Origin of the sequence: Pseudomonas agronomica (assembly GCF_025917275.1) — a bacterium.
In the GTDB taxonomy this organism is placed as follows: Bacteria; Pseudomonadota; Gammaproteobacteria; order Pseudomonadales; family Pseudomonadaceae; genus Aquipseudomonas; species Aquipseudomonas agronomica.
This window is the reverse complement of sequence record NZ_JAOSHO010000023.1, coordinates 1-23,361: the sequence shown is the minus strand read 5'-3', so window position 1 is coordinate 23,361 and position 23,361 is coordinate 1. Positions and strand designations below refer to the sequence as shown.

Below are 23,361 nucleotides of genomic sequence, written 5' to 3'. Positions count from 1 at the left end.
CCCATGAAAAAGGGACGGGTCTTAATAGGTTTACTTCTCGGCAGAGCATGAGCGACGGTGGTCGCCGACTACGTCAGCACTGACTGAGCAAGTATTGGGATCGTCCCAAGTGTTGCGGGCCTTTCCCACCCAGCGCGAGGTAACGCGTTGCGGGTGTAACAGGTCGGCGCGGATGTGCGCCTCATGATCTGCCGAGTGGGTCTGCTTCTGGCAGTCCCTCTACAGCGGACTTTGGATTCTTCTGTTTCGCCCTCTGCAAGTCAAGTCGTCAATGTGCTTTATTGAAGTAAGCACATGAGAACGCAAGAAAAAACCTTTAAACGGCTACTCTGTTAGCTTCGATTGCGCAACCCAGGACAAGGAAACAGCATGCGAACGATGTTATTGACGGTCATCCTGCTGGCAGGCCTGAGCCCAATGAGCATGGCCGGCCAGATCTACAAATGGGTGGACGCCCAAGGTGTGACCCATTTTGGCGCCCAGCCGCCCGAGGGCGTCGATGCGACTACCGTGGGCAAGACCGCGACGCCTGCCGCCAAACCGCAAGCGCCCGCTTCAGGTGGTGTCGTTGGTGATCAGAAAATGATCGACAAGCAAGTGAAGCAGCAAGTGGTCGAACAGGAAGCCCAGCTCAAGGCGTTCTGCGAACAGGCCCGGACCAACCTGGCGCAACTGCAGAACAACCCCAGGGTGCGGGAAGAGGTGGAAGGCGAGATGCGCCGCCTTACCGAGGAAGAGCGGCGCGAGCGCATCGATGAAACCCGCAAGCAGGTTGAAGAAAACTGTCAGTGAGCAGCGTCAGCTGACGTCGGTGATCAACTGGTCGAACTGCGCGAGCAACTGCTGCAACTTGACGCCCTGCCCCGGCCGCTGGGCATAGACCATTTCGGCCATGGCCAGGATGCCCGAGGCGTTTGGCAGCGGCAGGTCGTTTTCCAGGATGGCTTTCATCCGCGGAAGAAAGATCCATTGCAACCACTGCTCGAAATCCAGGGTGTCGACCGCGAACGGCTCGACACTGGCCAGCGCCTCGGCCGAAGGCGACACGTCGCTCCACCAGCCCTGCACCCGCAGCTCTCGCTCGATCAGCAACAGCTGATCGGCGATCAAGGGGAAACGAACATCCATCAGAGGGAAACCTTGGCTTTCTGGCGGGCCAGTGCCGCACCCGCTGAATCGCCTTGTTTCTCGCGAGCCTGGGCAATCAATTCCCACAGGCTTGCCTGAAGTGCCGGACGGCCGCTGGAGAACGTCAGGCCGCGACGGGCCAGTTGTTCAGCTTGCGGCGCATCGCCCTGGGCCATGCGCACCTGAGCCAGTCGATAAAGAACCTGCGGTTCGCGCGGCGCGACACGCTGGGCTCGCTCGAGGCTCGATGAAGCGCCATTGAGATCACCACCGGCCTGCTGCTGTTGCGCCGTGGTCAACAGCGCCAACACCGGGCCGTCCAATTGCTCATCGGCGGACAAGCCACCCGAACCCGCCGAGGGAATGCTGCTCGGCGTCGATGGCATGCTGTAGCTGCCCTGATTGATTGGCGAGGTTTCGATAGGCCCCGGCGTAATCGGACCCGGCGTGATCGGCGTGCTGCTGATCGGCGCCGAAGTCGTTGCGCCGCCACCGGGCACCATCACGACGACACCGGTGTCGCCCTGCGGGATTGCCTGGACCTGGCCCGGCATCGGCCGTTTTACCGTCGTTTGACGGAAACCACCATTGGCCGAGACCCGCTCGCTATTGGAGACGGCGGTACCGGAATCGACAACCGGAATCGAACCGCGCTGTACGGTAGAGCAGCCACTGAGCAAAGCCACGGCGGTTACCGCTGGAATCAACCACTTGTTCACTTGAAACCCTCTTTGCTTAATTCATCCAGTCCTTGACCCAATCCATCACCGATTCGGCGGGATTCTGACCACCGCATGCCGCACCGGGTGGCGGTTCGCTGCCGCGAATATACGGCATCTGCACGGCGCCCGGGCAATTGGCGTCGGAGCCCTGTCCGGTGCGCGAATCGACCCAGGCCTGGACGATGTTGTCCGGTTGCGGCATGTCCAGCGGCAGCGGATCGGCCTTGCGCATGAAACTGGTCCAGACCTGCAACGCACCGGTGGCGCCCGTGAACGGCGTCTTGCCGTTGTCGTCACGCCCCAGCCAGACCACCGCCAGCAAATCCTGGCTGAAACCGGCGAACCAACTGTCACGCGAATCGTTACTGGTACCGGTCTTGCCGGCCAGGGTCAGGGTCCGGGGCAGCACGTTATAGACCGAGCTGCCGGTCCCTTCACGCATGACTCGCTGCATGGCGCTCTGGATCAGATAAATGGAAGCCGGATCGAAACGTTGCTGGATCTGGAATGGATAACGCTTGAGCGGCTCGCCGTCGGCGGTGAGCACGCTGCGGATGCCGCGCATCGGCGTATTGAAGCCGCCATTGGCCAATGTCTGGTACATCGCCGCGACTTCGATCGGCGTGAGGCCACCAGCCCCCAGCAGCATCGATGGGAACGCTGGGAATTCGCGAGTCACCCCCAGGCGCGCCAAGGTCTTGAGCACGTTAGGCACACCGACTTCCAGGCCGAGGCGAGCCGTCGACAGGTTGTAGGAATGGGCCAGTCCCTGATAAAGGAACACCGTACCGTGGGCGCGGCGATCATAGTTCTGCGGCGTCCACACCTGGCCGTCAGCGCCCTTGACCGAGAATGACTCGTCGGACAACCAACTGGTCAGGGTGTACTGGCTTGGTTTTTCCAACGCCGTGAGATACACCGCCGGCTTGATCAGCGAGCCGATCGGCCGCACCGCGTCCAGCGCCCGGTTGAAGCCTGCAAAGCTGGCCTGGCGGCTGCCGATCATTGCCTGGACTTCACCGGTTTCCGGGTTGGTCACGACCATGGCCGCTTCGACTTCGTCAGAACCCTTGCGCCCCGCCAGTCGCTTGAAGGTGTCATTGACCGACGCCTCAGCCTTCATCTGCAGGATTGGGTCGAAACTGGTAAAGATCCGCAAGCCTTCTTCGGTCAAGTCTTCGTCGCGATAGTCTTCCCGCAGCTGCCGCTTGACCAGGTCCATGAAACCTGGGAACGAACTGTCCGCCAGGCTGCCACGCTGGGTCACGCCCAGCGGCATCTTCTTCGCCGCTTCGACCTGCTCTGCCGTGGCCACGCCCTGTTGCTGCAGCAAGTCAAGCACCAGGTTGCGCCGCTCAAGGGCACGCTCCGGGTTGCGACGCGGATTGTAGGAAGAAGGCCCCTTGACCATGCCCACCAGCAGCGCCACTTGATGCAGCTTGAGCTCGGACAGCGGCTGGCTGAAGAAAAACTGGCTGGCCAGGCCGAAGCCGTGCACCGCCCGCTGCCCATCCTGGCCGACGAATACCTCATTGAGATAGGCCTCAAGAATTTCCTGCTTGCTGTAGTGCATCTCCAGCAGCAACGCCATCATGGCTTCGGTCAGCTTGCGGGTCAGGCTACGCTCGTTGGTCAGGTAGAAGTTCTTCACCAACTGCTGGGTCAGGGTACTGCCGCCCTGGCGCATATGCCCCGACGAGGTATTGATCCAGACAGCCCGGGCAATCGACTTGGGCGATACGCCGAAGTGATGATAGAAATCACGGTCCTCGACGGCGATCAGCGTATCGAGCAGGAACGGTGGCACCTGGTCGATCTTGATCAGGATCCGGTCTTCGAGATTCTTGGGATACAGGCCACCGATCAGCAGCGGCTCCAGGCGCACCACCGACAGGCTCGCATTGTTGGCGCCGGTCAGCGCAGCAACGTAGTCACCGGAAAAACGTACCCGCACCGGTTGCGCCTGTTCCATGCCTTCATAGAACTGGAACCCACGGGTATTGAGGTCGATGGTATTGCCGTTGACCGAGGCCGCACCCGGACCATTGGCGACGCTTTCGCGGCGATAACCCAAGGCATCGAGCTCGGTCAGGAAATCGTCCTTGCTCAGCTTTTGTCCGACGAACAGTTCCAACGGCCGGGCATAGACCTTGGCCGGGATGGTCCAGCGCTTGCCGGAGAACTTCTCCTGGACGATGGCATCGAGGTAGACGGCAAAACCGGCAAGCACGACAAGGCCTACCAGGCTCAGTTTAAGGGCCCAGCCCAGCCAGGGCCGAAGGCGGCTGGCGGGTGGTTTCTTGGGGGTGCGGGGGGATCGGGTACGAGTCATGGCGGCGGATTATACGCACTTTGTCGTGGTTCAACATGAGTCCGCCAAGGTTTGCGTTAGCGCGGCTTGCGGCCATAATGACCGCCTCGAATTTTCCAGACTCTGAAGGATCGCCCGTGAGCCAATCACTGATCGCTGCCCTGCAAAACCCGGCCCTTTACCCGCACCCCGTCGAAGGGTTCCAGGTCATCGAAACCCACATCTCCTGGGTATTGCTCACCGGCCCCTATGCCTACAAATTCAAGAAGCCGGTCAATTTCGGTTTCCTCGACTTCACCAGTCTCGACGCGCGCAAGCACTTCTGTGGTGAAGAGCTGCGCTTGAACCAACGCCTGACCCGGGATCTTTACCTGGAAGTCTTGCCGATCACCGGCAACGCCGAGGCGCCACAACTGGGCGGCGATGGCCCGGCCATCGAATACGCCTTGAAAATGCGCCAATTTCCCCAGAGCGAACTGCTCAGCACCCTGCAAGCCAACGGCGAACTCACCACCGCGCACATCGATGAAATGGCCGCGCAGATCGCCCAGTTCCACCTCTCCACGCCCAAGGTGCCGGCCGACAATTCGGCGGGTACACCGGACAGCGTCATGGCGCCGGTACGGCAGAACTTCGAGCAGATCCGTCCGTTCCTCAACGACAAGGCCGACCTGCAGCAACTCGAAGCCCTTCAAGCCTGGGCCGAAACCAGCTTCGAACGCCTCAAGCCGCTGTTCGCCCAGCGCAAGGCCGACGGTTTCATTCGCGAATGCCACGGTGACATTCACCTGGGCAACGCCACCGTAATCAACGGCAAAGTAGTGATCTTCGACTGCATCGAGTTCAACGAGCCATTCCGTTTCACCGACGTCTACGCCGACACCGGCTTCCTGGCGATGGACCTCGAAGACCGCGGCCTCAAGTCGCTCGCGCGGCGGTTCGTCAGTCAATACCTGGAACTGACCGGTGACTACAGCGGCCTGGAACTGTTGAACTTCTATAAAGCCTACCGCGCCCTGGTCCGGGCCAAGGTCGCGCTGTTCAGCATGCCCGCCGAAGCCGACCCGGTGCAGCGCGCCACCACCCTGTGCCAATACCGCAACTACGCCAACCTGGCCGAAAGCTACAGCACCATTCCCTCGCGCTTCCTGGCCATTACCCATGGCGTCTCGGCCGTTGGCAAAAGCCACGTTGCGATGCGCCTGGTGGAGGCCCTTGGCGCGATTCGCCTGCGTTCGGATGTGGAGCGCAAGCGCCTGTTCGGTGAACAGCAAGTGCCGAACGACCCGAAAGCCGGCATCTATAGCAGCGATGCCAGCAGCGCCACATACGCGCGCCTGCATGAGATCGCCGACGTGATCCTGCATGCCGGATTCCCAGTGGTGATCGATGCCACTTATCTCAAGCATGAGCAGCGCGATGCGGCAGCCAAGGTCGCCGAAGGCACGGGCGCGCCATTCCTGATCCTGGATTGCGAGGCGCCGCAAGCCGTCATCGAGAGCCGGCTCGCCCAGCGCCAGGCCGACCAGAACGATCCGTCCGACGCCAACCTGGCAGTCATCGCCGCCCAACAGGCGAGCCGCGAAGCGCTGAGCCCGGCTGAGATCCTCTGCAGCAAGCGAGTTCAAACCAACGAAAGCGGCACGCTGGATGTCGTGGTTGCGCAGATCCGCCAACGCCTCCCAGGCCTCTAGAAACTATTTCGGCCGTGAACCGACGCCCGGCTTCACGGCCGTCAAATAGTGGCATTATACTGGCGTCATAAAACCAACAGGTGATTTGCCATGAGCCACCCCAAGCTTCTCGATACCCCGCTGTATGCCTTGTTGCGCAAAGACGACATTGCCGGCTTCAACAGCCAACGCCCTCAAGGTCCGATCGACATGCGCGGCGGCGATTTCCGCGGCCTTGACCTGCGTGAACTGAACGCCGACGACGTGGATTTCACGGACGCCTACTTCCGTTCCGCCGATCTGCGCGGCATCGATTTCCGCAAGTCATCGCTGGAAGGCGCAAGCCTTGCCCATGCGCAGATCTCCGGTACCTATTTCCCGCCCGAGTTGTCTGCCGATGAAATCCTGATGTCCATGAACTTCGGTACTCGTCTGCGCTATCGCACCCGCTGAACCTGAAGGAACCGGCCACGGCACCGAACGATCTCCAGCGCCCCCGCTTGCGCTGGAGGATGTGCTTTTCAGCCTGATCATCCCCATCGTGCGTAATGCCTTAGAAGCTTTTGCGCCGATTCCGACCAAAGAATCACGCTTTTCCTACTGAGCGCTACACTCCTGAGAAGCTTGCCCACTGCACCAGTCGGCCGTCGCAAGGAGGCTCGATGAATGATGAACTGCAACACCTGAAGAATCTGGGCAAGACGTCAGCCCAGTGGCTGCACGCCGTGGGTATCCACAGTGCCTCGGACCTGCGCCGTCTCGGTGCGGTGGACGCCTACCGCGCCGTGCGCACTCGCGGCTTCCGCGCCTCCAAGGTTTTGCTCTACGCCATCGAGGGCGCACTGATGGACATGCATTGGAACGATATTCCGGCCGAACGCAAAGAAGCGCTGAACAAACAGCTGGACGCCATTTCCACGCGCCACAAAGCCTGACGTTACCTTTTGCGATTTCCATGACAGGCAACAGATATTTTTTGCCGGTGGGAAAACAATGTTTGACATGGAAATGAGAATCGCTATGATTACCACATCCGGTCGCGAGACTGGTCGATATTTGAAAAGCCCTTGGTTCGGACTCTCAGATATCTCCTCATCAGGCTAATCACGGTTATTTGACCCGGCTCTTGCCGGGTCTTTTTTTGCCCGGAAATTATTGCCTGCCGTCTCCACGCATCTGTGCGCAATAGTCTTGGGACGGTGTTGCCGGGGTGTACCACACGAAATCAGCCATGGCCGGCGTAACGTCGCTGCCCTCCTCGGCCAGCATCAGGACGACAGGTGCGTCACGAGCGCTCAGATCCAGTGCATGCAGCGGCACGCCAACGTCTTTGCGGACATGCCAGGCGCCCGCGAACAACAATGCCGGCGCGGGAGCCTCGAACAATCGCTCGGCCATGCGCCGGTCACGCTGTTGCTGCACCGCCAACATCGCAGGCATCTGCGACTCTGGCAGTAGTCCGCAATGGGACTCGCGGATTTGCCCCAACAGTTGCTCCTTCACCGTAGCTGCATTGGAGCGAGTGCCGCTCATGGCGGGAGCTTGGCGGTAGATGCGCTGGATGTCCGCGCTGTCCAGATTCGCTGACGACACCGGATAAGATTGCCTCAAGGCGAACTCGACCATGGGCCCGTACAGATGCCAATCCCAACCTGGCGACCAATCCAACGCGCCAGGTAAATCCTGCGGCAGGGCAGGCAATTGGCGAACCGCGTCGACCCTTGGCTGTTGCTGTGGCGTCAGCATCTCCAGCAGCAAGCTGCCTTGGGGACGCCGATCAGCAAGGACCTGAAGCAACCAGCGTTGCAGCGCATGGTGATCACGGTTGTCGTGTTGTTCGCCGACCACTACTCGCGGGGCCTGCGCCAAACGTCCGACCAATGCCCGAGGCGTGATCGATTCGCCCGTATGCAAATCACGGATCCGCCCGCCCACCGGGGGCGGGGCGACACTCTGGCACGCCGCCAAGACACCCAACATCAGAATCAGGATCAAGCGCACATCGGAATCCTCCAGCCAGCCTCAGCGGGCAATGATCAACGGATGCCCGCGCTCCGGATGGGATTGCACCAGCACGTCCAGGCCAAACACCGCCTTGAGCGGCTCCGGGCGCAGCACTTGCCGAGGCGAATCCAGGGCCACCGGCCGGCCGGACGCCAGCAGCAACAGGCGATCACAGTAGCGCGCCGCCAGGTTCAGGTCATGCAGGATCACCAGCACCGCCGCGCCGCGGCCAGCAAATTCACGCACGGCTTGCAGGATGGTGTGTTGATGCAACGGATCGAGCATTGAAGTGGGTTCGTCCAGCAGCAGGAATTGTCCCGCCTCACCCGGCCACAGTTGCGCCAGCACCCGCGCCAAGTGCACCCGTTGGCGCTCGCCGCCGGACAGATCCAGATAATTGCGGCCCTGCAAATGCAGCGCGTCCGCCGCTTGCAGCGTCCATTCGATGATTTCCCCGTCACGCACCCGACCGCTCTGGTGAGGCAGTCGTCCCATGCCGACCACTTCTTCTACACGGAACGCGAAATCCAGCGTCGACGATTGCGGCAACACCGCCAGGCGACGGGCGCGCTCGGTACCGTCCCATTGGGCCAGAGGCCGGTCATCGAGCCAGACCTGCCCTTGCGCCGGCCGTAGCTCGCCACACAAACCCGCCAGCAAAGTACTTTTACCCGCGCCATTGGGACCGAGCACGCCCAGCACTTCGCCGGGATTGAGCTGCAGATCGAGATCCGCCAGTACGGTTCTACGTCCACGGTGGATGTGCAAGTTTTGCGCTCGCAACATCAGGCGCGCCCCCGCAGCAATAAATAAAGGAAGAAAGGTGCACCGATGAACGCCGTGACGATGCCGATCGGCAGCTCCGCCGGGGCCAGCGCCAGGCGCGCCACCAGATCGGCGAATAAAAGGAGACTGGCGCCTGCCAACATTGATGCAGGCAGCAGGACGCGATGGTCAGGCCCCGCCAATAGTCGCACCAGGTGCGGCACCACCAGCCCGACAAACCCGATCATGCCCGCTGCCGCGACTGCGGCGCCGACGCCCAGCGCCGTACAGAGCACCAATTCACGCTTGAGCCATTCGACATCAATGCCCAGGTGAGCGGCTTCGGACTCTCCCAGCAACAGTGCATTGAGCGCCCGCGCCCGACGCGGCAACCAGATCGCCACGCCCGCACTGACCAGCAACAGCGGCCACAACCGCGCGTAGCTGGCCCCATTCAGGCTGCCCAGGTTCCAGAACGTCAGGGTCCGCAAAGTCGCATCGTCCGCCAAGTAAGTGAACAGGCCGACCGCCGCCCCGGACAACGCCGTCAGGGCAATGCCGGCGAGGAGCATCGTGGCGACGTGAGTCCGACCGTTGCGCCGTCCAAGGCGATAGACCAGCGCCGTGACCCCGAGCCCGCCGAGAAATGCACACACTGACAACACGTAGGGCCCCAACGCGTCGGGCAACCCGCCCAGCGCCGAGCCCCCAACGATGGCAAACGCCGCCCCCAGTGCCGCCCCGCTGGACACGCCGACCAACCCCGGGTCGGCCAGCGGATTGCGAAACAGCCCCTGCATCGCCACGCCAGACAACGCCAACACCCCGCCCACCGCCAACCCCAGCAAGGTACGGGGCAGGCGAATCTGGCCAAGGATCAGTTCGGCCTGCCCCAGGCCATCAGCAGCCACCGGCAAACCCAGCAGGCGCAGGGCCGCATGCAAGGTATCGAACAATGGCAAGCTCACCGGCCCCAAGGCCAGGGACAGCCAGATTGCCAACAGACACAGCAGGCCCAGGACCATGAATAAGAAGCGCGGCTTGACCCGTGCCGTCATGGTGTCTTGGCCAGGTAGAACTTATCGGCCAGCTTGATCAGGCCCTGTGGCGCAGCGTGTACATTCAGGCGCATCAGGCAGCTTCCTCAAGAAGTTTTTCACGGGCAAGGCTTGGTCAAGTATCCTCGAACGCCTGCGAAGAAGGCGCCATTTGATGATTGCTTTCATTTACCCGTCAAGCATGGAACTCGATGACATAGCCTGTGGGAGCGAGCCTGCTCGCGAATGCTGCGTGTCAGTGTTCTTGGTGTGGGCTGGCCCACCGCATTCGCGAGCAGGCTCGCTCCCACAAAGAGCCCATCCTTTATGACATTTAGAGACGTACATGAAACTTCTTTGTACCGCCGCCGAATTACCCGACAACAGCAGTCGCGGCTTCGACATCGAAGGGCGTAAGTTGCTGGCCGTGAGACGCGCAGGCCAGGCCTATGTGTACCTGAACCGCTGCCCGCATCGTGGCGTGCCGCTGGAATGGCAACCCGGCCAGTTTCTCGACGCCAGCGCCAGTCTCATCCAGTGCGCGACCCATGGCGCGCTGTTCCTGATCGAAAGCGGTGAATGCGTCGCCGGCCCTTGCGCCGGACAATTCCTGACCGCCCTAGACAGCCGGGAGGACGATCAAGGCATCTGGGCCAATCTGTAACGGCTCAATCAATACCGGCAACGGGCGATCCACCCACATCTGCTCCGGCGTCAGCGAGGCGCCGTAGGCCAGCACTTCCACCCCGGCGGCCACCGCCTCGCGCAACGCCGCGGCGTACATCGGGTCGATTTCCTGCGCCGGGCGCACCGCCTCGATGCCACTCAGGTTCACGCAATACAACTGCACGGCGCGCACACCTTCCCGAGCCAGACAGGCCAGCTCTCGCAGATGCTTGGCGCCGCGCAAGGTCACCGCGTCGGGAAACGCCGCCACATTCGTCCCGGCAAAACCCAGCGTAACGCTCTTCACCTCGACCCAGGCCGAGCTGCAATCGGCGTATTCGAGCCGAAAGTCGATACGGCTGTTCTCAACGCCATAGGCCACTTCCCGCTTCAGCCCTGTGAAACCGTTCAGCTCCTGGATGACACCGGCCCGCAGCGCCTCCTCGACCAGCGAATTGGCTCGCGCGGTATTGATACAGGCCAAGCGCCCCTGAGGGGTTTCGCCGATTTCCCAGGTGCCCGGCAACTTGCGCTTGGGGTCGTTGGAACGACTGAACCAGACGCGTGCGCCTTCGGCCATGCAATTGAGCATCGAGCCGGTATTCGGGCAATGAATCGTCAGCAGTTCGCCATGAACGGTCTCGATATCGGCGAGAAAACGTTTGTAACGTCGAATCAGCCGTCCTTCTTCCAGAGCAGGGGAAAAGCGCATCAGCCTTGCCAGCTCCGCAGGCCACGCTCAATTCGCTCCACTGCTTCCTGTAGCCGCGGCAGGCTTTGGGTGTAGGCGAACCGCACGTGGTGGCCGGCCTGATGGCGACCGAAATCCAGCCCCGGCGTGAACGCCACGTGCTCGGTTTCCAGAAAATGCTGGCAGAACGCAAAGGCATCGCCGCCAAATGCGCTGATGTCGGCATAGAGGTAGAACGCGCCTTGCGGCTCGACTGCGATACCGAATCCCAACTCGCGCAAGGCCGGCAGGAGGAAGTCGCGACGCAACGCGAACTCGGCGCGACGCTGCTCGAAAATCTCGATGGTCGCCGGCTCGAAACACGCCAGGGCCGCGTATTGGGCCATGCTGGGTGCACTTATGTAGAGATTTTGCGCAAGCTTTTCCAACTCACCGACGGCCGCCAAAGGCGCCACCAGCCAGCCGAGCCGCCAGCCAGTCATGCCGAAATACTTGGAGAAACTGTTCAGGACAAACGCATCGTCATCGACCTCCAGCACGCTGGCGGCGTCGGTGCCGTAGGTCAGGCCGTGATAGATCTCATCGACCACCAGATGGCCGTTGTGGCCCTTGATCGCCTTGGACAATCCCGCCAACTCCTCCCGGGATAGAATCGTCCCGGTCGGGTTGGCCGGGGAAGCCACCAGCGCACCAACGCTGTCATGGTCCCAATGGCGATTCACCAGATCTGGCGTCAATTGATAACGCACGTCCGGTCCCACAGGCACCAATTGCGCCGCACCTTCGATCAGGCGCAGGAAATGACGGTTGCACGGATAACCAGGGTCGGCCAGCAGCCAATGTTTGCCGGGGTCCACCAGCAAGGCGCTGGCCAACAGCAACGCGCCGGATCCGCCCGGCGTCACCAGGATGCGCCGGGGATCGATATCCACCCCATAGCGTTGCGCATAGAAACCGGCGATGGCCTCGCGCAGTTCAGGAATGCCACGGGCCGCTGTGTAACGGGTCTTGCCCGCCGCCAAGGCCGCTTGGCCGGCCTGGATGATCGGCTCGGCGGTGGTGAAGTCCGGCTCGCCGATCTCCAGGTGAATGACGTCGTGCCCGGCGGCCTGCAATTCGTTGGCACGCGCCAGCAACGCCATGACATGGAAAGGTTCGATGGCACGACTGCGTGCGCTGTAGGGCTGGGCCATGGGGCCGTCCTTCGCGAAAAAAAGAACCGATTCTACCCAACTCGCGGACAGCTGCGGGAACGAGCGCAAATCTAAAACGGTCCTAGCGCATAGATCGCTGGAAATGACTCCAGCGTTTAACCCAGGCTTGACTAAAATCAAGCATTGAGCAGGTTTGCGACCCCACCGGACCGGGCCCGGCCATGTTTTACCGGGCCCAGCCGCGCCAGGCTCGACAACCGGGAGTAGCGCGGCCCGATTTGATCTGGTAAGTTCGCCCGCTTGCAGCCGCAGGGCCGGCAGGTGTCGGTGATGGAGCAATCCTGCGTAGTGGATTACAAGAGTAGAGGCGGTCCATTCATGCCCACCCAAGCAAAGCAGAAAGAAAACCAGTCGCTCAGCGGGTTTGAGCCATATGTCGCGAAAGAGGGCGAGGAGTACATGGGCGCCCCCATGCGCGCGCACTTCACCAAGATCCTGAACAAGTGGAAACAGGACCTGATGCAGGAAGTCGATCGCACGGTTGACCATATGAAGGACGACGCGGCCAACTTCCCTGACCCGGCCGACCGTGCCAGCCAGGAAGAAGAATTCAGCCTTGAATTGCGCGCCCGCGACCGTGAACGCAAGCTGATCAAGAAAATCGACAAGACGCTGCAATTGATCGAAGACGAAGAGTACGGCTGGTGCGAGTCCTGCGGCGTCGAGATCGGCGTCAAGCGACTGGAAGCACGTCCGACCGCCGACATGTGCGTCGACTGCAAGACCCTCGCGGAAATCAAGGAAAAACAGGTCGGCAAGTAATCGCCGGGGCTGTCATCGAAACGGAGCGTTCATACGCTCCGTTTTTTGTTTGCGCTCCACCTGCACACCCAATCCCCTTGTGGGAGCGAGCTTGCTCGCGATAGCGGTGGGCCAGCTTGCATAAGTATTGAATAAGTCGCCGTCATCGCGAGCAAGCTCGCTCCCACAGGGAATTATGCTCCGCCATCAAGATCTGCACGCCTTGTGCCCGGAACCAGTAACATTCGCCCATGACTGACTACACCGGACGCTTCGCCCCCACCCCCAGCGGCCACCTGCATTTCGGCTCGCTGGTCGCCGCGCTGGCGTCGTATCTCGACGCCCGGGCCGTGGGCGGACGCTGGTTGTTGCGCATGGAAGACCTCGACCCGCCACGGGAAGAGCCCGGCGCGCAAGCGGCGATTCTCAAGGCGCTTGAAAGCTATGGGTTTGAATGGGACGGCGAAATGGTGCGCCAGAGTGATCGCCACGAAGCCTACCAGCAGGTCATCGACCGCTTGTTCAGCCGAGGCCTGGCCTACGCCTGCACCTGTTCGCGCAAGCAACTGGAACCGTATCAAGGCATTTATCCCGGATTGTGCCGCAACGCCGGGCACGACGCCGAAGACGCCGCCATCCGCCTGCGCGTTCCGGAACTCGAATACCATTTCGTCGACCGGGTCCAAGGCGAGTTCCGCCAGCACCTGGGCCGCGAGGCTGGCGATTTCGTCATTCGCCGTCGCGACGGGCTCTATGCCTACCAACTGGCCGTGGTCCTCGACGATGCCTGGCAAGGCATCAGCGACATTGTCCGCGGCGCCGACCTGCTGGATTCCACGCCGCGCCAACTCTACCTGCAAGAACTGCTGGGCTTGCCGCGACCGCGTTATCTGCACGTGCCGCTGATCACCCAGCCGGACGGACACAAGCTCGGCAAATCCTATCGCTCGCCACCGTTGACGGCCGATCAGGCAACGCCGCTGCTGTTAAGGGCGTTGCGCGCATTGGGCCAGCAACCGGCGCCGGAACTGGTCGATGCCAGCCCAGGGGAGTTGCTGGCCTGGGGCATTCGCCACTGGGATGCGGGCAAGATCCCGCGCACACTGACCCTGCCCGAAGCGCAAATACAGTGACGGCCCTTGCAGCCTGCCGCCTATCCGTTACCATCGCCGCACGTTTTCGGGCACGTGCATAAAAAAGAGAGACCGGGATGTACATCTATCGCTTGGTCCTGCTCCTGGTAGTGGGGATTTACCTGTTCTCCCCGGCCATCATGGATTGGTGGATCGATGCCACGGGTGCCTGGTATCGGCCGTATCTGCTCTGGCTGATCCTGATCGTCGTGACCTTTATCCTTCAGAGCCAAAAAGATGCCGATGAGCTTTAGCCTGACCCAGATGATCCTGATCAGCGCGGCCTATCTGGCGGTGCTGTTCGGCGTAGCCTGGATCAGCGAACGAGGCATGATCCCGCGCGCGATCATTCGCCACCCGCTGACCTACACCCTGTCGCTGGGCGTGTATGCCAGTGCATGGGCGTTCTATGGCACGGTGGGCCTGGCGTACCAGTATGGCTATGGCTTCCTGTCCAGTTACCTTGGCGTGTCCGGGGCCTTCCTGCTGGCGCCGGTGCTGCTCTACCCGATCCTGAAAATCACCCGCACCTACCAATTGTCGTCGTTGGCCGACCTGTTCGCCTTTCGCTTCCGCAGCACCTGGGCGGGCGCGCTGACCACGATCTTCATGCTGGTCGGCGTGCTGCCACTGCTCGCGCTCCAAATGCAGGCGGTCGCCGATTCCATCAGCATCCTGACCCACGAACCGGTGCAGCACCGGGTGGCGCTGAGCTTCTGCGTCCTGATCATCCTCTTCACCATTTTCTTCGGCTCGCGGCACATCGCCACGCGGGAAAAACATGAAGGCCTGGTGTTCGCGATCGCCTTCGAGTCGGTGATCAAGCTGATCGCCATCGGCGGCGTCGGCCTTTACGCCTTGTATGGCGTATTCGACGGCCCGCAGCAGCTCGAGATCTGGCTGCTGCAGAACCAGACCGCCCTCGCGGCGCTGCACACGCCGCTCCAGGAAGGACCGTGGCGCACGCTGCTGCTGGTGTTCTTCGCCTCGGCGATCGTGATGCCGCACATGTACCACATGACGTTCACGGAAAACCTCAACCCGCGCTCGCTGGTCAGTGCGAGCTGGGGCCTGCCGCTGTTCCTGCTGTTGATGAGCCTGGCCGTGCCGCTGATCCTCTGGGCCGGCTTGAAACTCGGCGCCAGCACCAACCCGGAATACTTCACCCTCGGCATCGGCATCGCCGCCAACAACGAAGCCTTGGCGCTGCTGGCCTATGTCGGCGGCCTCTCGGCGGCCAGCGGCCTGATCATCGTGACCACCCTGGCGCTGTCGGGGATGGCCCTCAACCACTTGGTACTGCCGCTTTACCAGCCTCCAGCAGAGGGGAACATCTATCGCTGGCTGAAATGGACCCGTCGCGCATTGATCGTCGCGATCATCATGGCCGGCTACGGTTTCTACCTGATGCTGGGAGACGGACAGGACCTGGCCAACCTGGGCATCGTCGCGTTCGTTGCAACCCTGCAATTCCTGCCCGGCGTACTGTCCGTGTTGTATTGGCCGACCGCCAACCGCCGCGGCTTCATCGCCGGCCTGCTGGCGGGGATCGTGGTCTGGCTGGTCGCCATGCTGCTGCCACTGCTGGGCAACCTGCAGGGTTTCTATATCCCGCTGTTGAACATGATCTACGTGCTCGACGACACCAGTTGGCACATGGCAGCCATCGCCTCGCTGGCGGCGAATGTGCTGATGTTCACCCTGATCTCGCTGTTCACCAACGCCAGCAGCGAAGAAGCCAGCGCCGCCGAAGCCTGCGCCGTGGATAACGTGCGCCGGCCGCAGCGCCGTGAGCTGCACGCGGCCTCGCCCCAGGAGTTTGCCACCCAACTGGCCAAGCCCCTGGGCGCCAAGGCTGCGCAAAAGGAAGTCGAGCAGGCCCTGCGCGACCTTTACCTGCCGTTCGACGAACGCCGTCCATACGCCTTGCGCCGGTTGCGGGATCGGATCGAAGCCAACCTGTCCGGCCTGATGGGGCCCAGCGTGGCCCAGGACATGGTCGAGACCTTCCTGCCCTACAAGGCCGGCGGTGAGAACTATGTCACCGAAGACATTCACTTCATCGAAAGTCGCCTCGAGGACTACCACTCGCGCCTCACCGGCCTGGCCGCCGAGCTGGACGCCCTGCGTCGTTATCATCGCCAGACCCTGCAGGAACTGCCGATGGGTGTCTGCTCCCTCGCCAAGGACCAGGAAATCCTGATGTGGAACAAGGCCATGGAGGAGCTGACCGGCATCGCCGCCCAGCGCGTGGTCGGTTCACGCCTGAGTACCCTGGGCGAGCCGTGGAAAGGCCTGTTGCAGGGCTTCATCGACCTGCCGGACGAACATTTGCACAAACAGCACCTGGCGCTCGACGGCCAGACCCGCTGGCTGAACCTTCACAAAGCCGCCATCGACGAGCCGTTGGCACCGGGGAACAGTGGCCTGGTGCTGCTGGTGGAAGACCTGACCGACACCCAGATGCTCGAAGACAAGCTGGTCCACTCCGAACGACTGGCCAGCATCGGTCGGTTGGCGGCCGGCGTGGCCCACGAAATCGGCAACCCGATCACCGGCATCGCGTGCCTGGCGCAAAATCTTCGTGAAGAGCGCGAGGAAGACGGCGAGCTGACGGAAATCAGCGGCCAGATCCTCGAGCAGACCAAACGCGTGTCGCGCATCGTCCAGTCCCTGATGAGTTTCGCCCATGCCGGCGGCCATCAACACAATGACGAACCCGTCTGCCTGGCCGAAGTGGCCCAGGATGCCATCGGCCTGCTGGCGCTCAACCGGCGCAACTTCGAAGTGCAATTTTTCAACTTGTGCGATCCGGATCACTGGGTCGATGGCGACCCCCAACGGCTCGCCCAAGTGCTGATCAACCTGTTGTCCAACGCGCGCGACGCCTCACCGGCTGGCAGCGCGGTACGGGTCAAGAGCGAGGCTTTCGAACACACGGTCGACCTGATCGTCGAAGACGAGGGCAGCGGTATTCCACAGAACATCATGGATCGATTGTTCGAACCCTTCTTCACCACCAAGGATCCTGGCGAAGGCACCGGTCTGGGCCTCGCACTGGTCTATTCCATCGTTGAAGAGCATTATGGACAAATCACCATCGACAGCCCGGCCGATGTTCAGAGCCAGCGTGGCACCCGTATCCGGGTCACCTTGCCGCGTCATGTCGAAGCGACGTCCGCTGTGAACTGAGACCGTCGAGAGAATCGAATCAATGCCGCACATTTTGATCGTCGAAGACGAAACAATTATCCGCTCCGCCTTGCGCCGCCTGCTGGAACGCAACCAGTACCAGGTCAGCGAAGCCGGTTCCGTGCAGGAAGCACAAGAGCGTTTCAGCATTCCCACGTTTGACCTGATCGTCAGCGACCTGCGTCTGCCCGGCGCCCCCGGGACCGAGTTGATCAAGCTCGGACAGGGCACGCCGGTGCTGATCATGACCAGTTACGCGAGCCTGCGCTCGGCGGTCGATTCCATGAAAATGGGCGCGGTGGACTACATCGCCAAACCATTCGACCACGATGAGATGCTCCAGGCCGTAGCCCGCATCCTACGTGACCGCCAGACAGCGACCAGCCAGTCGTCGGAAACGACGAACGGCAAGGTAACCGCCGCGAAGGCAGGGGCCAGCAACAGCAATGGCGAAATTGGCATCATCGGTTCGTGCCCGCCTATGCAGGATCTGTACGTCAAGATCCGCAAAGTGGCGCCGACTGACTCCAATGTCCTGATCCAGGGCGAGTCCGGCACTGGCAAGGAATTGGTGGCCCGGGCGCTGCACAACCTGTCCCGCCGAGCCAAGGCGCCGATGATCTCGGTGAACTGCGCGGCCATTCCGGAAAGCCTGATCGAATCCGAGCTGTTCGGCCACGAAAAGGGTGCGTTCACAGGCGCCAGCGCCGGACGTGCCGGCCTGGTGGAAGCGGCAGACGGCGGCACGCTGTTCCTCGATGAGATCGGCGAACTGCCACTGGAAGCCCAGGCGCGATTGCTGCGGGTACTCCAGGAAGGCGAGATCCGTCGAGTCGGCTCGGTCCAGTCACAGAAGGTCGACGTACGCCTGATCGCCGCGACCCACCGGGACCTGAAGAGCCTGGCGAAGATCGGCCAGTTCCGTGAAGACCTTTATTACCGCCTGCACGTGATTGCCCTGAAACTGCCGCCCCTGCGCGAGCGCGGTGCCGACGTCAACGAAATCGCCAATGCGTTCCTCGCCCGCCAGAGCGCGCGGATCAATCGTACCGACTTGAAATTCGCCCCGGATGCCGAGCAGGCCATTCGTCATTACGCTTGGCCCGGTAACGTCCGGGAGCTGGAAAACGCTGTGGAGCGAGCAGTGATCCTGAGCGAAAGCCCGGAAATCTCCGCCGACCTGCTGGGCATCGACATCGAACTGAGTGACCTCGACGACGAAGAATTCATCGGCCTGGCCCCACAACAGGGAGGCGCTGCCAACAACACCAGCCATGAACCCACCGAGGACCTGTCCCTGGAAGACTATTTCCAGCATTTCGTCCTTGAACACCAGGACCACATGACCGAGACCGAACTGGCACGCAAGCTGGGCGTCAGCCGCAAATGCCTGTGGGAACGTCGCCAGCGCCTGGGGATCCCACGGCGCAAGACCGGGGCGACCAGCGAAAGCTGAGGTGCACAGGTAACATCGCGCAATGTGAAAAAACTGTTACCTCAGCTTTTTCACGTAACAGAAGCCGGGGTTTACGGTAACGAAACCCCGGCTTTTTTTCGCCCCGAAAAAACAGGCATATCGATAGAACCCCCGGTTTCGCTGGGCCTGGCAAAAGTTGGCACGCACCCTGCTATAGCTTTGGTACAAGAACAATAACAAGCAATGCACAAGACAATAAAAATAAGACGAATCGACTCACGCACAATAAAAACAAGACGGCGAGAGGCGCAGCTAACTGATTCTTTTGGAGAGGCGTTGTATTTGGGGCTTGCCCCACAACCAGGCCGAGAACAATAAAAACTGTCTCAAGACAGGTGCCTGAACTGGTTGGATCGATTGATCACTGCAACACAGCGACCAAAGCAATCCGTTTGCTCTTGGCTCCCGATTGGGAGGGTCACGAAGGGAAAACCTCGTGGCGCGGGCACTCAACAAAAACAAGAAGCCCGAAACCAATAATAAAAACAGAGCACGCAACTAATTCTGGGGGAGCTTCGGCTCCCCTTGTGGTTTCTGCCGTTCCGCCTTCCCCGCCGCCTACAGAGCTCGTCGCTTGAAGCTTTCAGCTCAAAGCGCCTGCGTCCTACACCATCCGTTGACTAAATGCTAGAATCCCCGCCCATCATGCGGCCATTCTTCGTTTTTGGCCGAATATTCCTTCAAACAGTGCATCCCATGCTGAAGAAGCTGTTCCAGTCATTCCGTTCTCCCTTGCGTCGTACGCAACACATACGCAGCACGCCTGAAGTGCTCAACAGCGGCCAGCATTCGTTGCAAAAGGCCCAATTCAGCCGTTACGCGGTGAACATCGTCGAGCGCCTGCAGAACGCCGGCTACCAGGCTTATCTGGTCGGCGGCTGCGTGCGTGACATGCTGCTGAATATCACCCCCAAGGATTTCGATGTCGCGACCAGCGCCACGCCTGAGCAGATACGCGCCGAATTCCGCAACGCGCGGATCATCGGCCGACGCTTCAAGCTGGTGCATATCCATTTCGGTCGCGAAATCATCGAAGTGGCAACCTTCCGCGCCAACCATCCGCAAAACGACGAAGACGAAGACAGCAACCAGTCGTCTCGCAACGAGAGCGGACGCATCCTGCGCGACAACGTCTACGGCACTCTGGAAGAAGACGCGCAGCGGCGCGACTTCACCATCAACGCCCTGTATTACGACCCGGTCAGTGAGCGCATTCTCGATTACGCCAACGGCGTGCACGACATTCGCAACCGCTTGATCCGCCTGATCGGCGATCCCAAGCAGCGTTACCAGGAAGACCCGGTGCGGATGCTGCGGGCCGTGCGTTTCGCCGCCAAGCTGGATTTCGGCATCGAAAAACACAGCGCCCTGCCGATTCGCGAGCTCGCGCCAATGCTGCGGGAAATCCCCTCGGCCCGCCTGTTCGAAGAAGTGCTCAAGCTGTTCCTGTCAGGCAACGCGGCAGATACCTTCGAGATGCTCGTGGACCTGCAGCTCTTCGATCCGCTGTTCCCCGCCAGCGCCGAAGCCCTGGAGCACAACCCGACCTACACCCACACCCTGATCAGCGAAGCGTTGATCAACACCGACCTGCGCATCAAGCAGAACAAACCGGTAACCCCTGCGTTCCTGTTCGCTGCCTTGCTCTGGCCTGCCCTGCCCGCTCGCGTGCTGCGCTTGCAAGACCGTGGCATGCCGCCGATTCCCGCCATGCAGGAAGCGGCCCACGAACTGATCGCCGAACAGTGCCAGCGCATTGCGATCCCGAAACGCTTCACGATGCCGATCCGCGAGATCTGGGACATGCAGGAACGCCTGCCGCGGCGCAGCGGCAAACGTGCCGACCTGCTGCTGGAAAACCCGCGTTTCCGCGCCGGCTACGACTTCCTGCTGTTGCGTGAAAGCGCAGGCGAGCAGACCGATGGCCTGGGCGAATGGTGGACCGATTACCAGGACGCCAACGACAGCGAGCGCCGCGAGATGATTCGCGAGCTCAGCGGCAAGGACGACGGCACCAGCGGCCCGCGCAAGCGTCGACGCAGCAGCGGTACCAAGCGTAAGCGTGCCGGCGTACCGAGCGCATCAGACGAGTAATCGATGGAACGCATCTATATCGGCATGGGCAGCAACCTCGCCGAACCCGCCGAGCAACTGCGCAGCGCCATCGAGGCGCTGGCGCGACTGCCCGAGACCCGACTGGCAGGCGTCTCGGCGTTTTATCAAAGCGATTCCCTGCTGCCCGGCCAGCCGCGCTACACCAATGCGGTGGCGGCCCTGGACAGCGACCTGGCACCGCTTGAGCTGCTCGACGCGCTGCAAGCCATCGAAACCGGCCAGGGTCGCGAGCGCCTTGAGCGCTGGGGCCCGCGCACCCTGGACCTGGACATCCTGCTGTTCGGTGACCGTCTGATCGACGAGCCCCGCCTCAAGGTTCCCCACTACCATATGCAAGCCCGAGCCTTTGTGCTCTATCCCCTGGCCGAACTGGCGCCCGCCGAGCTGCGCCTCGCTGACGGACGCCGCCTCAAGGACCTGCTCGCTGAATGCCCATTCGTCGGCCTGGAACGCTTGCCGCTTATCTGACAAACACCATTCCCTGTGGGAGCGAGCTTGCTCGCGATAGCGGTGTGTCAGTTACAGGTGGGGCAACTGATCCACCGTCATCGCGAGCAAGCTCGCTCCCACAGGATCCGGGACCCGGCAGTCAGATTTGAAACACGCCCCTGCGCTGAAACGCATCAGTAACCGCGGTAACACCTGGCGGTAACACATCCAATTGACTTCCCCGATACTCCTCACGACTATAGGCGTCCCGTCGCCGCCAACGCGGCGCTAATGGGCGCAATCCAGGCCTTACAAGCACCACGCAAAGAAGGTGCGCCTGTATTCGAGCGCCTCATGAGGACTTTTTCATGCCAGCTATTACCCTGACCACGCTGCAAGGTCTCAAGCAAAAAGGTGAGAAAATCACCATGCTGACCTGCTATGACGCCACCTTCGCCCATGCCTGCAATGAGGCTGGAGTCGAGGTGCTGCTGGTGGGCGACTCCCTCGGCATGGTGTTGCAAGGTCACGACAGCACATTGCCGGTGACCACTGCCGAGATGGCCTACCACGTAGCGGCGGTCAAGCGCGGTAACACCGACGCGCTGATCCTCGCCGACCTGCCGTTCATGGCCTACGCCACCCTTGAACAAACCATGACTAACAGCGCCCTGCTGATGCAGGCCGGCGCCCACATGGTCAAGGTCGAAGGTGCGTTGTGGCTGGCCGACTCGATACGGCTGCTGGCCGAACGGGGTATTCCGGTGTGCGCGCACTTGGGCCTCACCCCTCAAGCCGTGAATATCCTCGGTGGCTACAAGGTCCAGGGCCGCAATGAAAACCAGGCCCGGCAGATGCGCGCCGATGCGATCGCGCTGGAGCAGGCCGGGGCCGCCATGTTGCTGCTCGAATGCGTGCCCAGCGAACTGGCCCAGGAAATCACCCAGGCGGTGAAGATTCCAGTGATCGGCATCGGCGCTGGCAACGCCACCGACGGTCAGGTGCTGGTGCTCCACGACATGCTCGGGCTGTCGATCACCGGTCGCGTGCCGAAATTCGTGAAAAATTTCATGGCGGGGCAACCCTCTATCCAGGCAGCCCTGCAAGCCTACGTCGCCGAAGTGAAGGCTGCGTCCTTCCCGGGCGCCGAACACGGATTCTCCGCATGAACACCGTCAAGACCGTACGCGAACTCCGGGCCGCCGTGGCCCGCGCCCGTGGCGAGGGCAAGCGCATCGCCTTCGTCCCGACCATGGGCAACTTGCACAGCGGCCACATGGCCCTGGTCACCAAAGCCTCGCAACGAGCCGATTTCGTCGTGGCGAGCATCTTCGTCAATCCATTGCAGTTCGGCGCTGGCGAAGATTTGGACAAGTACCCGCGCACCCTGGCGGCCGACCAGGAGAAATTGCTCCAGGCCGGTTGCCACTTGCTGTTCGCCCCCAGCGTCGAGGAGATGTACCCCGACGGCATGGTGGGGCAGACCCGGGTCAGTGTCCCGCAACTATCCGAAGGGCTCTGCGGCGCCAGCCGTCCGGGGCATTTCGAAGGCGTGGCGACGGTGGTCAGCAAGCTGTTCAACATGGTCCAGCCGGACCTGGCGGTGTTTGGCCAGAAAGACTTTCAGCAACTGGCGGTGATTCGCGCCTTGGTCCATGACCTGAACATGCCGATCCAGATCATCGGCGAGCCGACCGTTCGCGCCGAGGACGGCCTGGCGCTGTCTTCACGCAACGGCTTTCTCAGCCCTGATCAACGCGCCGTCGCGCCCGTGGTCTATCGCGTCCTGAGCCAGATCGCCGAGGCCATCAAGCAAGGGCAGCGGGATTACCCGGCGCTCATCGCCGAGCAGCTCCAGCAATTGGAAGCCGCTGGCCTGCGCCCCGACTACCTGGAAATCCGCCACGCGAAGACCTTGCGTCCGGCCGTGAACGAGGATCGCGACCTAGTGATCCTGGTGGCGGCATTCCTCGGTACCACGCGCCTGATCGACAACCTGCACCTGGATCTCGACGTTCCGGCCTGATACCTCAGCCCCTATGTGGGAGCGAGCCTGCTCGCGA

The 23,361-nt window shown here is 61.6% G+C and carries 21 protein-coding genes and 1 pseudogene; 14 read left to right on the top strand and 8 right to left on the bottom strand.

Annotated elements, in window-relative coordinates; translation table 11 throughout:
* Positions 1-369 precede the first annotated feature (369 nt).
* On the top strand, positions 370-792 hold the full coding sequence (locus OC610_RS03990) for a DUF4124 domain-containing protein (protein WP_264426626.1): 423 nt from the start codon (positions 370-372) through the stop codon (positions 790-792).
* Between the two features lie 6 nt (positions 793-798).
* Here OC610_RS03990 and OC610_RS03985 read toward each other — a convergent pair whose 3' ends face one another.
* Genes OC610_RS03985 through mrcB form a run of 3 tightly spaced genes read right to left on the bottom strand, consistent with a single transcriptional unit; the run spans position 799 to position 4,182 of the window.
* Complete coding sequence (locus tag OC610_RS03985) at positions 799-1,128, bottom strand: YqcC family protein (RefSeq protein ID WP_264426625.1); 330 nt, start codon at positions 1,126-1,128, stop codon at positions 799-801.
* Positions 1,128-1,847: a tetratricopeptide repeat protein gene (locus OC610_RS03980; protein WP_217860351.1), complete on the bottom strand. Its 720-nt coding sequence runs from the start codon at positions 1,845-1,847 to the stop codon at positions 1,128-1,130. The genes OC610_RS03985 and OC610_RS03980 overlap by 1 nt, the downstream gene beginning before the upstream one ends.
* Before the next feature lie 16 nt (positions 1,848-1,863).
* Positions 1,864-4,182: a penicillin-binding protein 1B gene (gene mrcB, locus OC610_RS03975; RefSeq protein WP_264426624.1), complete on the bottom strand. Its 2,319-nt coding sequence runs from the start codon at positions 4,180-4,182 to the stop codon at positions 1,864-1,866.
* 116 nt (positions 4,183-4,298) lie between these two features.
* On the opposite strand from mrcB, the gene OC610_RS03970 reads away from it, so the two are divergent.
* From OC610_RS03970 to OC610_RS03960, 3 genes are all read left to right on the top strand, one after another.
* Positions 4,299-5,855, top strand: coding sequence for a bifunctional aminoglycoside phosphotransferase/ATP-binding protein (locus OC610_RS03970; protein ID WP_264426623.1), 1,557 nt, complete (start codon positions 4,299-4,301; stop codon positions 5,853-5,855).
* Between the two features lie 90 nt (positions 5,856-5,945).
* Positions 5,946-6,287: a pentapeptide repeat-containing protein gene (locus OC610_RS03965; RefSeq protein ID WP_030140229.1), complete on the top strand. Its 342-nt coding sequence runs from the start codon at positions 5,946-5,948 to the stop codon at positions 6,285-6,287.
* A 209-nt stretch (positions 6,288-6,496) separates the two neighbouring features.
* On the top strand, positions 6,497-6,769 hold the full coding sequence (locus tag OC610_RS03960) for a TfoX/Sxy family protein (protein WP_024779602.1): 273 nt from the start codon (positions 6,497-6,499) through the stop codon (positions 6,767-6,769).
* Positions 6,770-6,986: 217 nt separating this feature from the next.
* On the opposite strand, the gene OC610_RS03955 is transcribed toward OC610_RS03960, so the two are convergent.
* From OC610_RS03955 to OC610_RS03945, 3 genes and pseudogenes are all read right to left on the bottom strand, one after another.
* Positions 6,987-7,835, bottom strand: a complete 849-nt coding sequence (locus tag OC610_RS03955) for a ChaN family lipoprotein (protein ID WP_264426622.1) — start codon at positions 7,833-7,835, stop codon at positions 6,987-6,989.
* Positions 7,836-7,856: 21 nt separating this feature from the next.
* A pseudogene (locus tag OC610_RS03950) lies at positions 7,857-8,576 on the bottom strand (heme ABC transporter ATP-binding protein); the annotation flags it as partial.
* A 47-nt stretch (positions 8,577-8,623) separates the two neighbouring features.
* Entirely contained in the window at positions 8,624-9,607 is a 984-nt protein-coding gene (locus OC610_RS03945; RefSeq protein ID WP_264426629.1) for a FecCD family ABC transporter permease, read from the bottom strand.
* Between the two features lie 379 nt (positions 9,608-9,986).
* Between OC610_RS03945 and OC610_RS03940 the strand changes: the two genes are divergently transcribed.
* A complete protein-coding gene (locus OC610_RS03940) occupies positions 9,987-10,304 on the top strand; it encodes a Rieske (2Fe-2S) protein (protein WP_264426618.1) in 318 nt (105 codons plus the stop codon).
* Here the strand turns inward: OC610_RS03940 and sfsA are convergent.
* Positions 10,260-11,018, bottom strand: coding sequence for a DNA/RNA nuclease SfsA (gene sfsA / locus OC610_RS03935; RefSeq protein WP_264426617.1), 759 nt, complete (start codon positions 11,016-11,018; stop codon positions 10,260-10,262). The genes OC610_RS03940 and sfsA overlap by 45 nt on opposite strands.
* A complete protein-coding gene (locus OC610_RS03930) occupies positions 11,018-12,190 on the bottom strand; it encodes a pyridoxal phosphate-dependent aminotransferase (RefSeq protein ID WP_264426615.1) in 1,173 nt (390 codons plus the stop codon). The genes sfsA and OC610_RS03930 overlap by 1 nt, the downstream gene beginning before the upstream one ends.
* Before the next feature lie 339 nt (positions 12,191-12,529).
* Here OC610_RS03930 and dksA point away from each other — a divergent pair, with 339 nt between their 5' ends.
* The 9 genes from dksA to panC all read left to right on the top strand — a co-directional run bounded on the left by dksA (position 12,530) and on the right by panC (position 23,324).
* Positions 12,530-12,973, top strand: coding sequence for an RNA polymerase-binding protein DksA (gene dksA / locus OC610_RS03925; protein WP_264426614.1), 444 nt, complete (start codon positions 12,530-12,532; stop codon positions 12,971-12,973).
* Between the two features lie 230 nt (positions 12,974-13,203).
* Positions 13,204-14,085, top strand: coding sequence for a tRNA glutamyl-Q(34) synthetase GluQRS (gene gluQRS / locus OC610_RS03920; protein WP_264426613.1), 882 nt, complete (start codon positions 13,204-13,206; stop codon positions 14,083-14,085).
* Positions 14,086-14,162: 77 nt separating this feature from the next.
* Complete coding sequence (locus OC610_RS03915; protein WP_003176118.1) at positions 14,163-14,339, top strand: hypothetical protein; 177 nt, start codon at positions 14,163-14,165, stop codon at positions 14,337-14,339.
* Positions 14,323-17,277 carry a sensor histidine kinase gene (locus tag OC610_RS03910; RefSeq protein ID WP_264426612.1) on the top strand — a complete coding sequence of 985 codons (2,955 nt, stop codon included), beginning with the start codon at positions 14,323-14,325 and terminating at the stop codon, positions 17,275-17,277. The genes OC610_RS03915 and OC610_RS03910 overlap by 17 nt, the downstream gene beginning before the upstream one ends.
* A gap of 22 nt (positions 17,278-17,299) precedes the next feature.
* Entirely contained in the window at positions 17,300-18,733 is a 1,434-nt protein-coding gene (locus tag OC610_RS03905; protein WP_264426611.1) for a sigma-54-dependent transcriptional regulator, read from the top strand.
* Positions 18,734-19,450: 717 nt separating this feature from the next.
* The gene (locus OC610_RS03900; RefSeq protein ID WP_264426610.1) at positions 19,451-20,848 is read left to right on the top strand and encodes a polynucleotide adenylyltransferase PcnB; all 1,398 of its coding nucleotides are present in this window, start codon (positions 19,451-19,453) and stop codon (positions 20,846-20,848) included.
* A gap of 3 nt (positions 20,849-20,851) precedes the next feature.
* Positions 20,852-21,337 (top strand): 2-amino-4-hydroxy-6-hydroxymethyldihydropteridine diphosphokinase, encoded by a 486-nt coding sequence (folK, locus tag OC610_RS03895; protein WP_264426609.1) that lies wholly within the window; start codon positions 20,852-20,854, stop codon positions 21,335-21,337.
* Positions 21,338-21,666: 329 nt separating this feature from the next.
* The gene (gene panB, locus OC610_RS03890; protein WP_264426608.1) at positions 21,667-22,467 is read left to right on the top strand and encodes a 3-methyl-2-oxobutanoate hydroxymethyltransferase; all 801 of its coding nucleotides are present in this window, start codon (positions 21,667-21,669) and stop codon (positions 22,465-22,467) included.
* Positions 22,464-23,324, top strand: a complete 861-nt coding sequence (gene panC / locus OC610_RS03885) for a pantoate--beta-alanine ligase (protein ID WP_264426607.1) — start codon at positions 22,464-22,466, stop codon at positions 23,322-23,324. The genes panB and panC overlap by 4 nt, the downstream gene beginning before the upstream one ends.
* Positions 23,325-23,361 lie beyond the last annotated feature (37 nt).

Bases quoted from the DNA above. Each gene is read 5' to 3' on its own strand.
- OC610_RS03990 (WP_264426626.1), top strand. From the start codon at position 370: ATGCGAACGATGTTATTGACGGTCATCCTGCTGGCAGGCCTGAGCCCA.
- OC610_RS03985 (WP_264426625.1), bottom strand. From the start codon at position 1,128: ATGGATGTTCGTTTCCCCTTGATCGCCGATCAGCTGTTGCTGATCGAG.
- mrcB (WP_264426624.1), bottom strand. From the start codon at position 4,182: ATGACTCGTACCCGATCCCCCCGCACCCCCAAGAAACCACCCGCCAGC.
- OC610_RS03965 (WP_030140229.1), top strand. From the start codon at position 5,946: ATGAGCCACCCCAAGCTTCTCGATACCCCGCTGTATGCCTTGTTGCGC.
- OC610_RS03960 (WP_024779602.1), top strand. From the start codon at position 6,497: ATGAATGATGAACTGCAACACCTGAAGAATCTGGGCAAGACGTCAGCC.
- OC610_RS03940 (WP_264426618.1), top strand. From the start codon at position 9,987: ATGAAACTTCTTTGTACCGCCGCCGAATTACCCGACAACAGCAGTCGC.
- sfsA (WP_264426617.1), bottom strand. From the start codon at position 11,018: ATGCGCTTTTCCCCTGCTCTGGAAGAAGGACGGCTGATTCGACGTTAC.
- OC610_RS03930 (WP_264426615.1), bottom strand. From the start codon at position 12,190: ATGGCCCAGCCCTACAGCGCACGCAGTCGTGCCATCGAACCTTTCCAT.
- dksA (WP_264426614.1), top strand. From the start codon at position 12,530: ATGCCCACCCAAGCAAAGCAGAAAGAAAACCAGTCGCTCAGCGGGTTT.
- gluQRS (WP_264426613.1), top strand. From the start codon at position 13,204: ATGACTGACTACACCGGACGCTTCGCCCCCACCCCCAGCGGCCACCTG.
- OC610_RS03915 (WP_003176118.1), top strand. From the start codon at position 14,163: ATGTACATCTATCGCTTGGTCCTGCTCCTGGTAGTGGGGATTTACCTG.
- OC610_RS03910 (WP_264426612.1), top strand. From the start codon at position 14,323: ATGCCGATGAGCTTTAGCCTGACCCAGATGATCCTGATCAGCGCGGCC.
- OC610_RS03905 (WP_264426611.1), top strand. From the start codon at position 17,300: ATGCCGCACATTTTGATCGTCGAAGACGAAACAATTATCCGCTCCGCC.
- OC610_RS03900 (WP_264426610.1), top strand. From the start codon at position 19,451: ATGCTGAAGAAGCTGTTCCAGTCATTCCGTTCTCCCTTGCGTCGTACG.
- folK (WP_264426609.1), top strand. From the start codon at position 20,852: ATGGAACGCATCTATATCGGCATGGGCAGCAACCTCGCCGAACCCGCC.
- panB (WP_264426608.1), top strand. From the start codon at position 21,667: ATGCCAGCTATTACCCTGACCACGCTGCAAGGTCTCAAGCAAAAAGGT.
- panC (WP_264426607.1), top strand. From the start codon at position 22,464: ATGAACACCGTCAAGACCGTACGCGAACTCCGGGCCGCCGTGGCCCGC.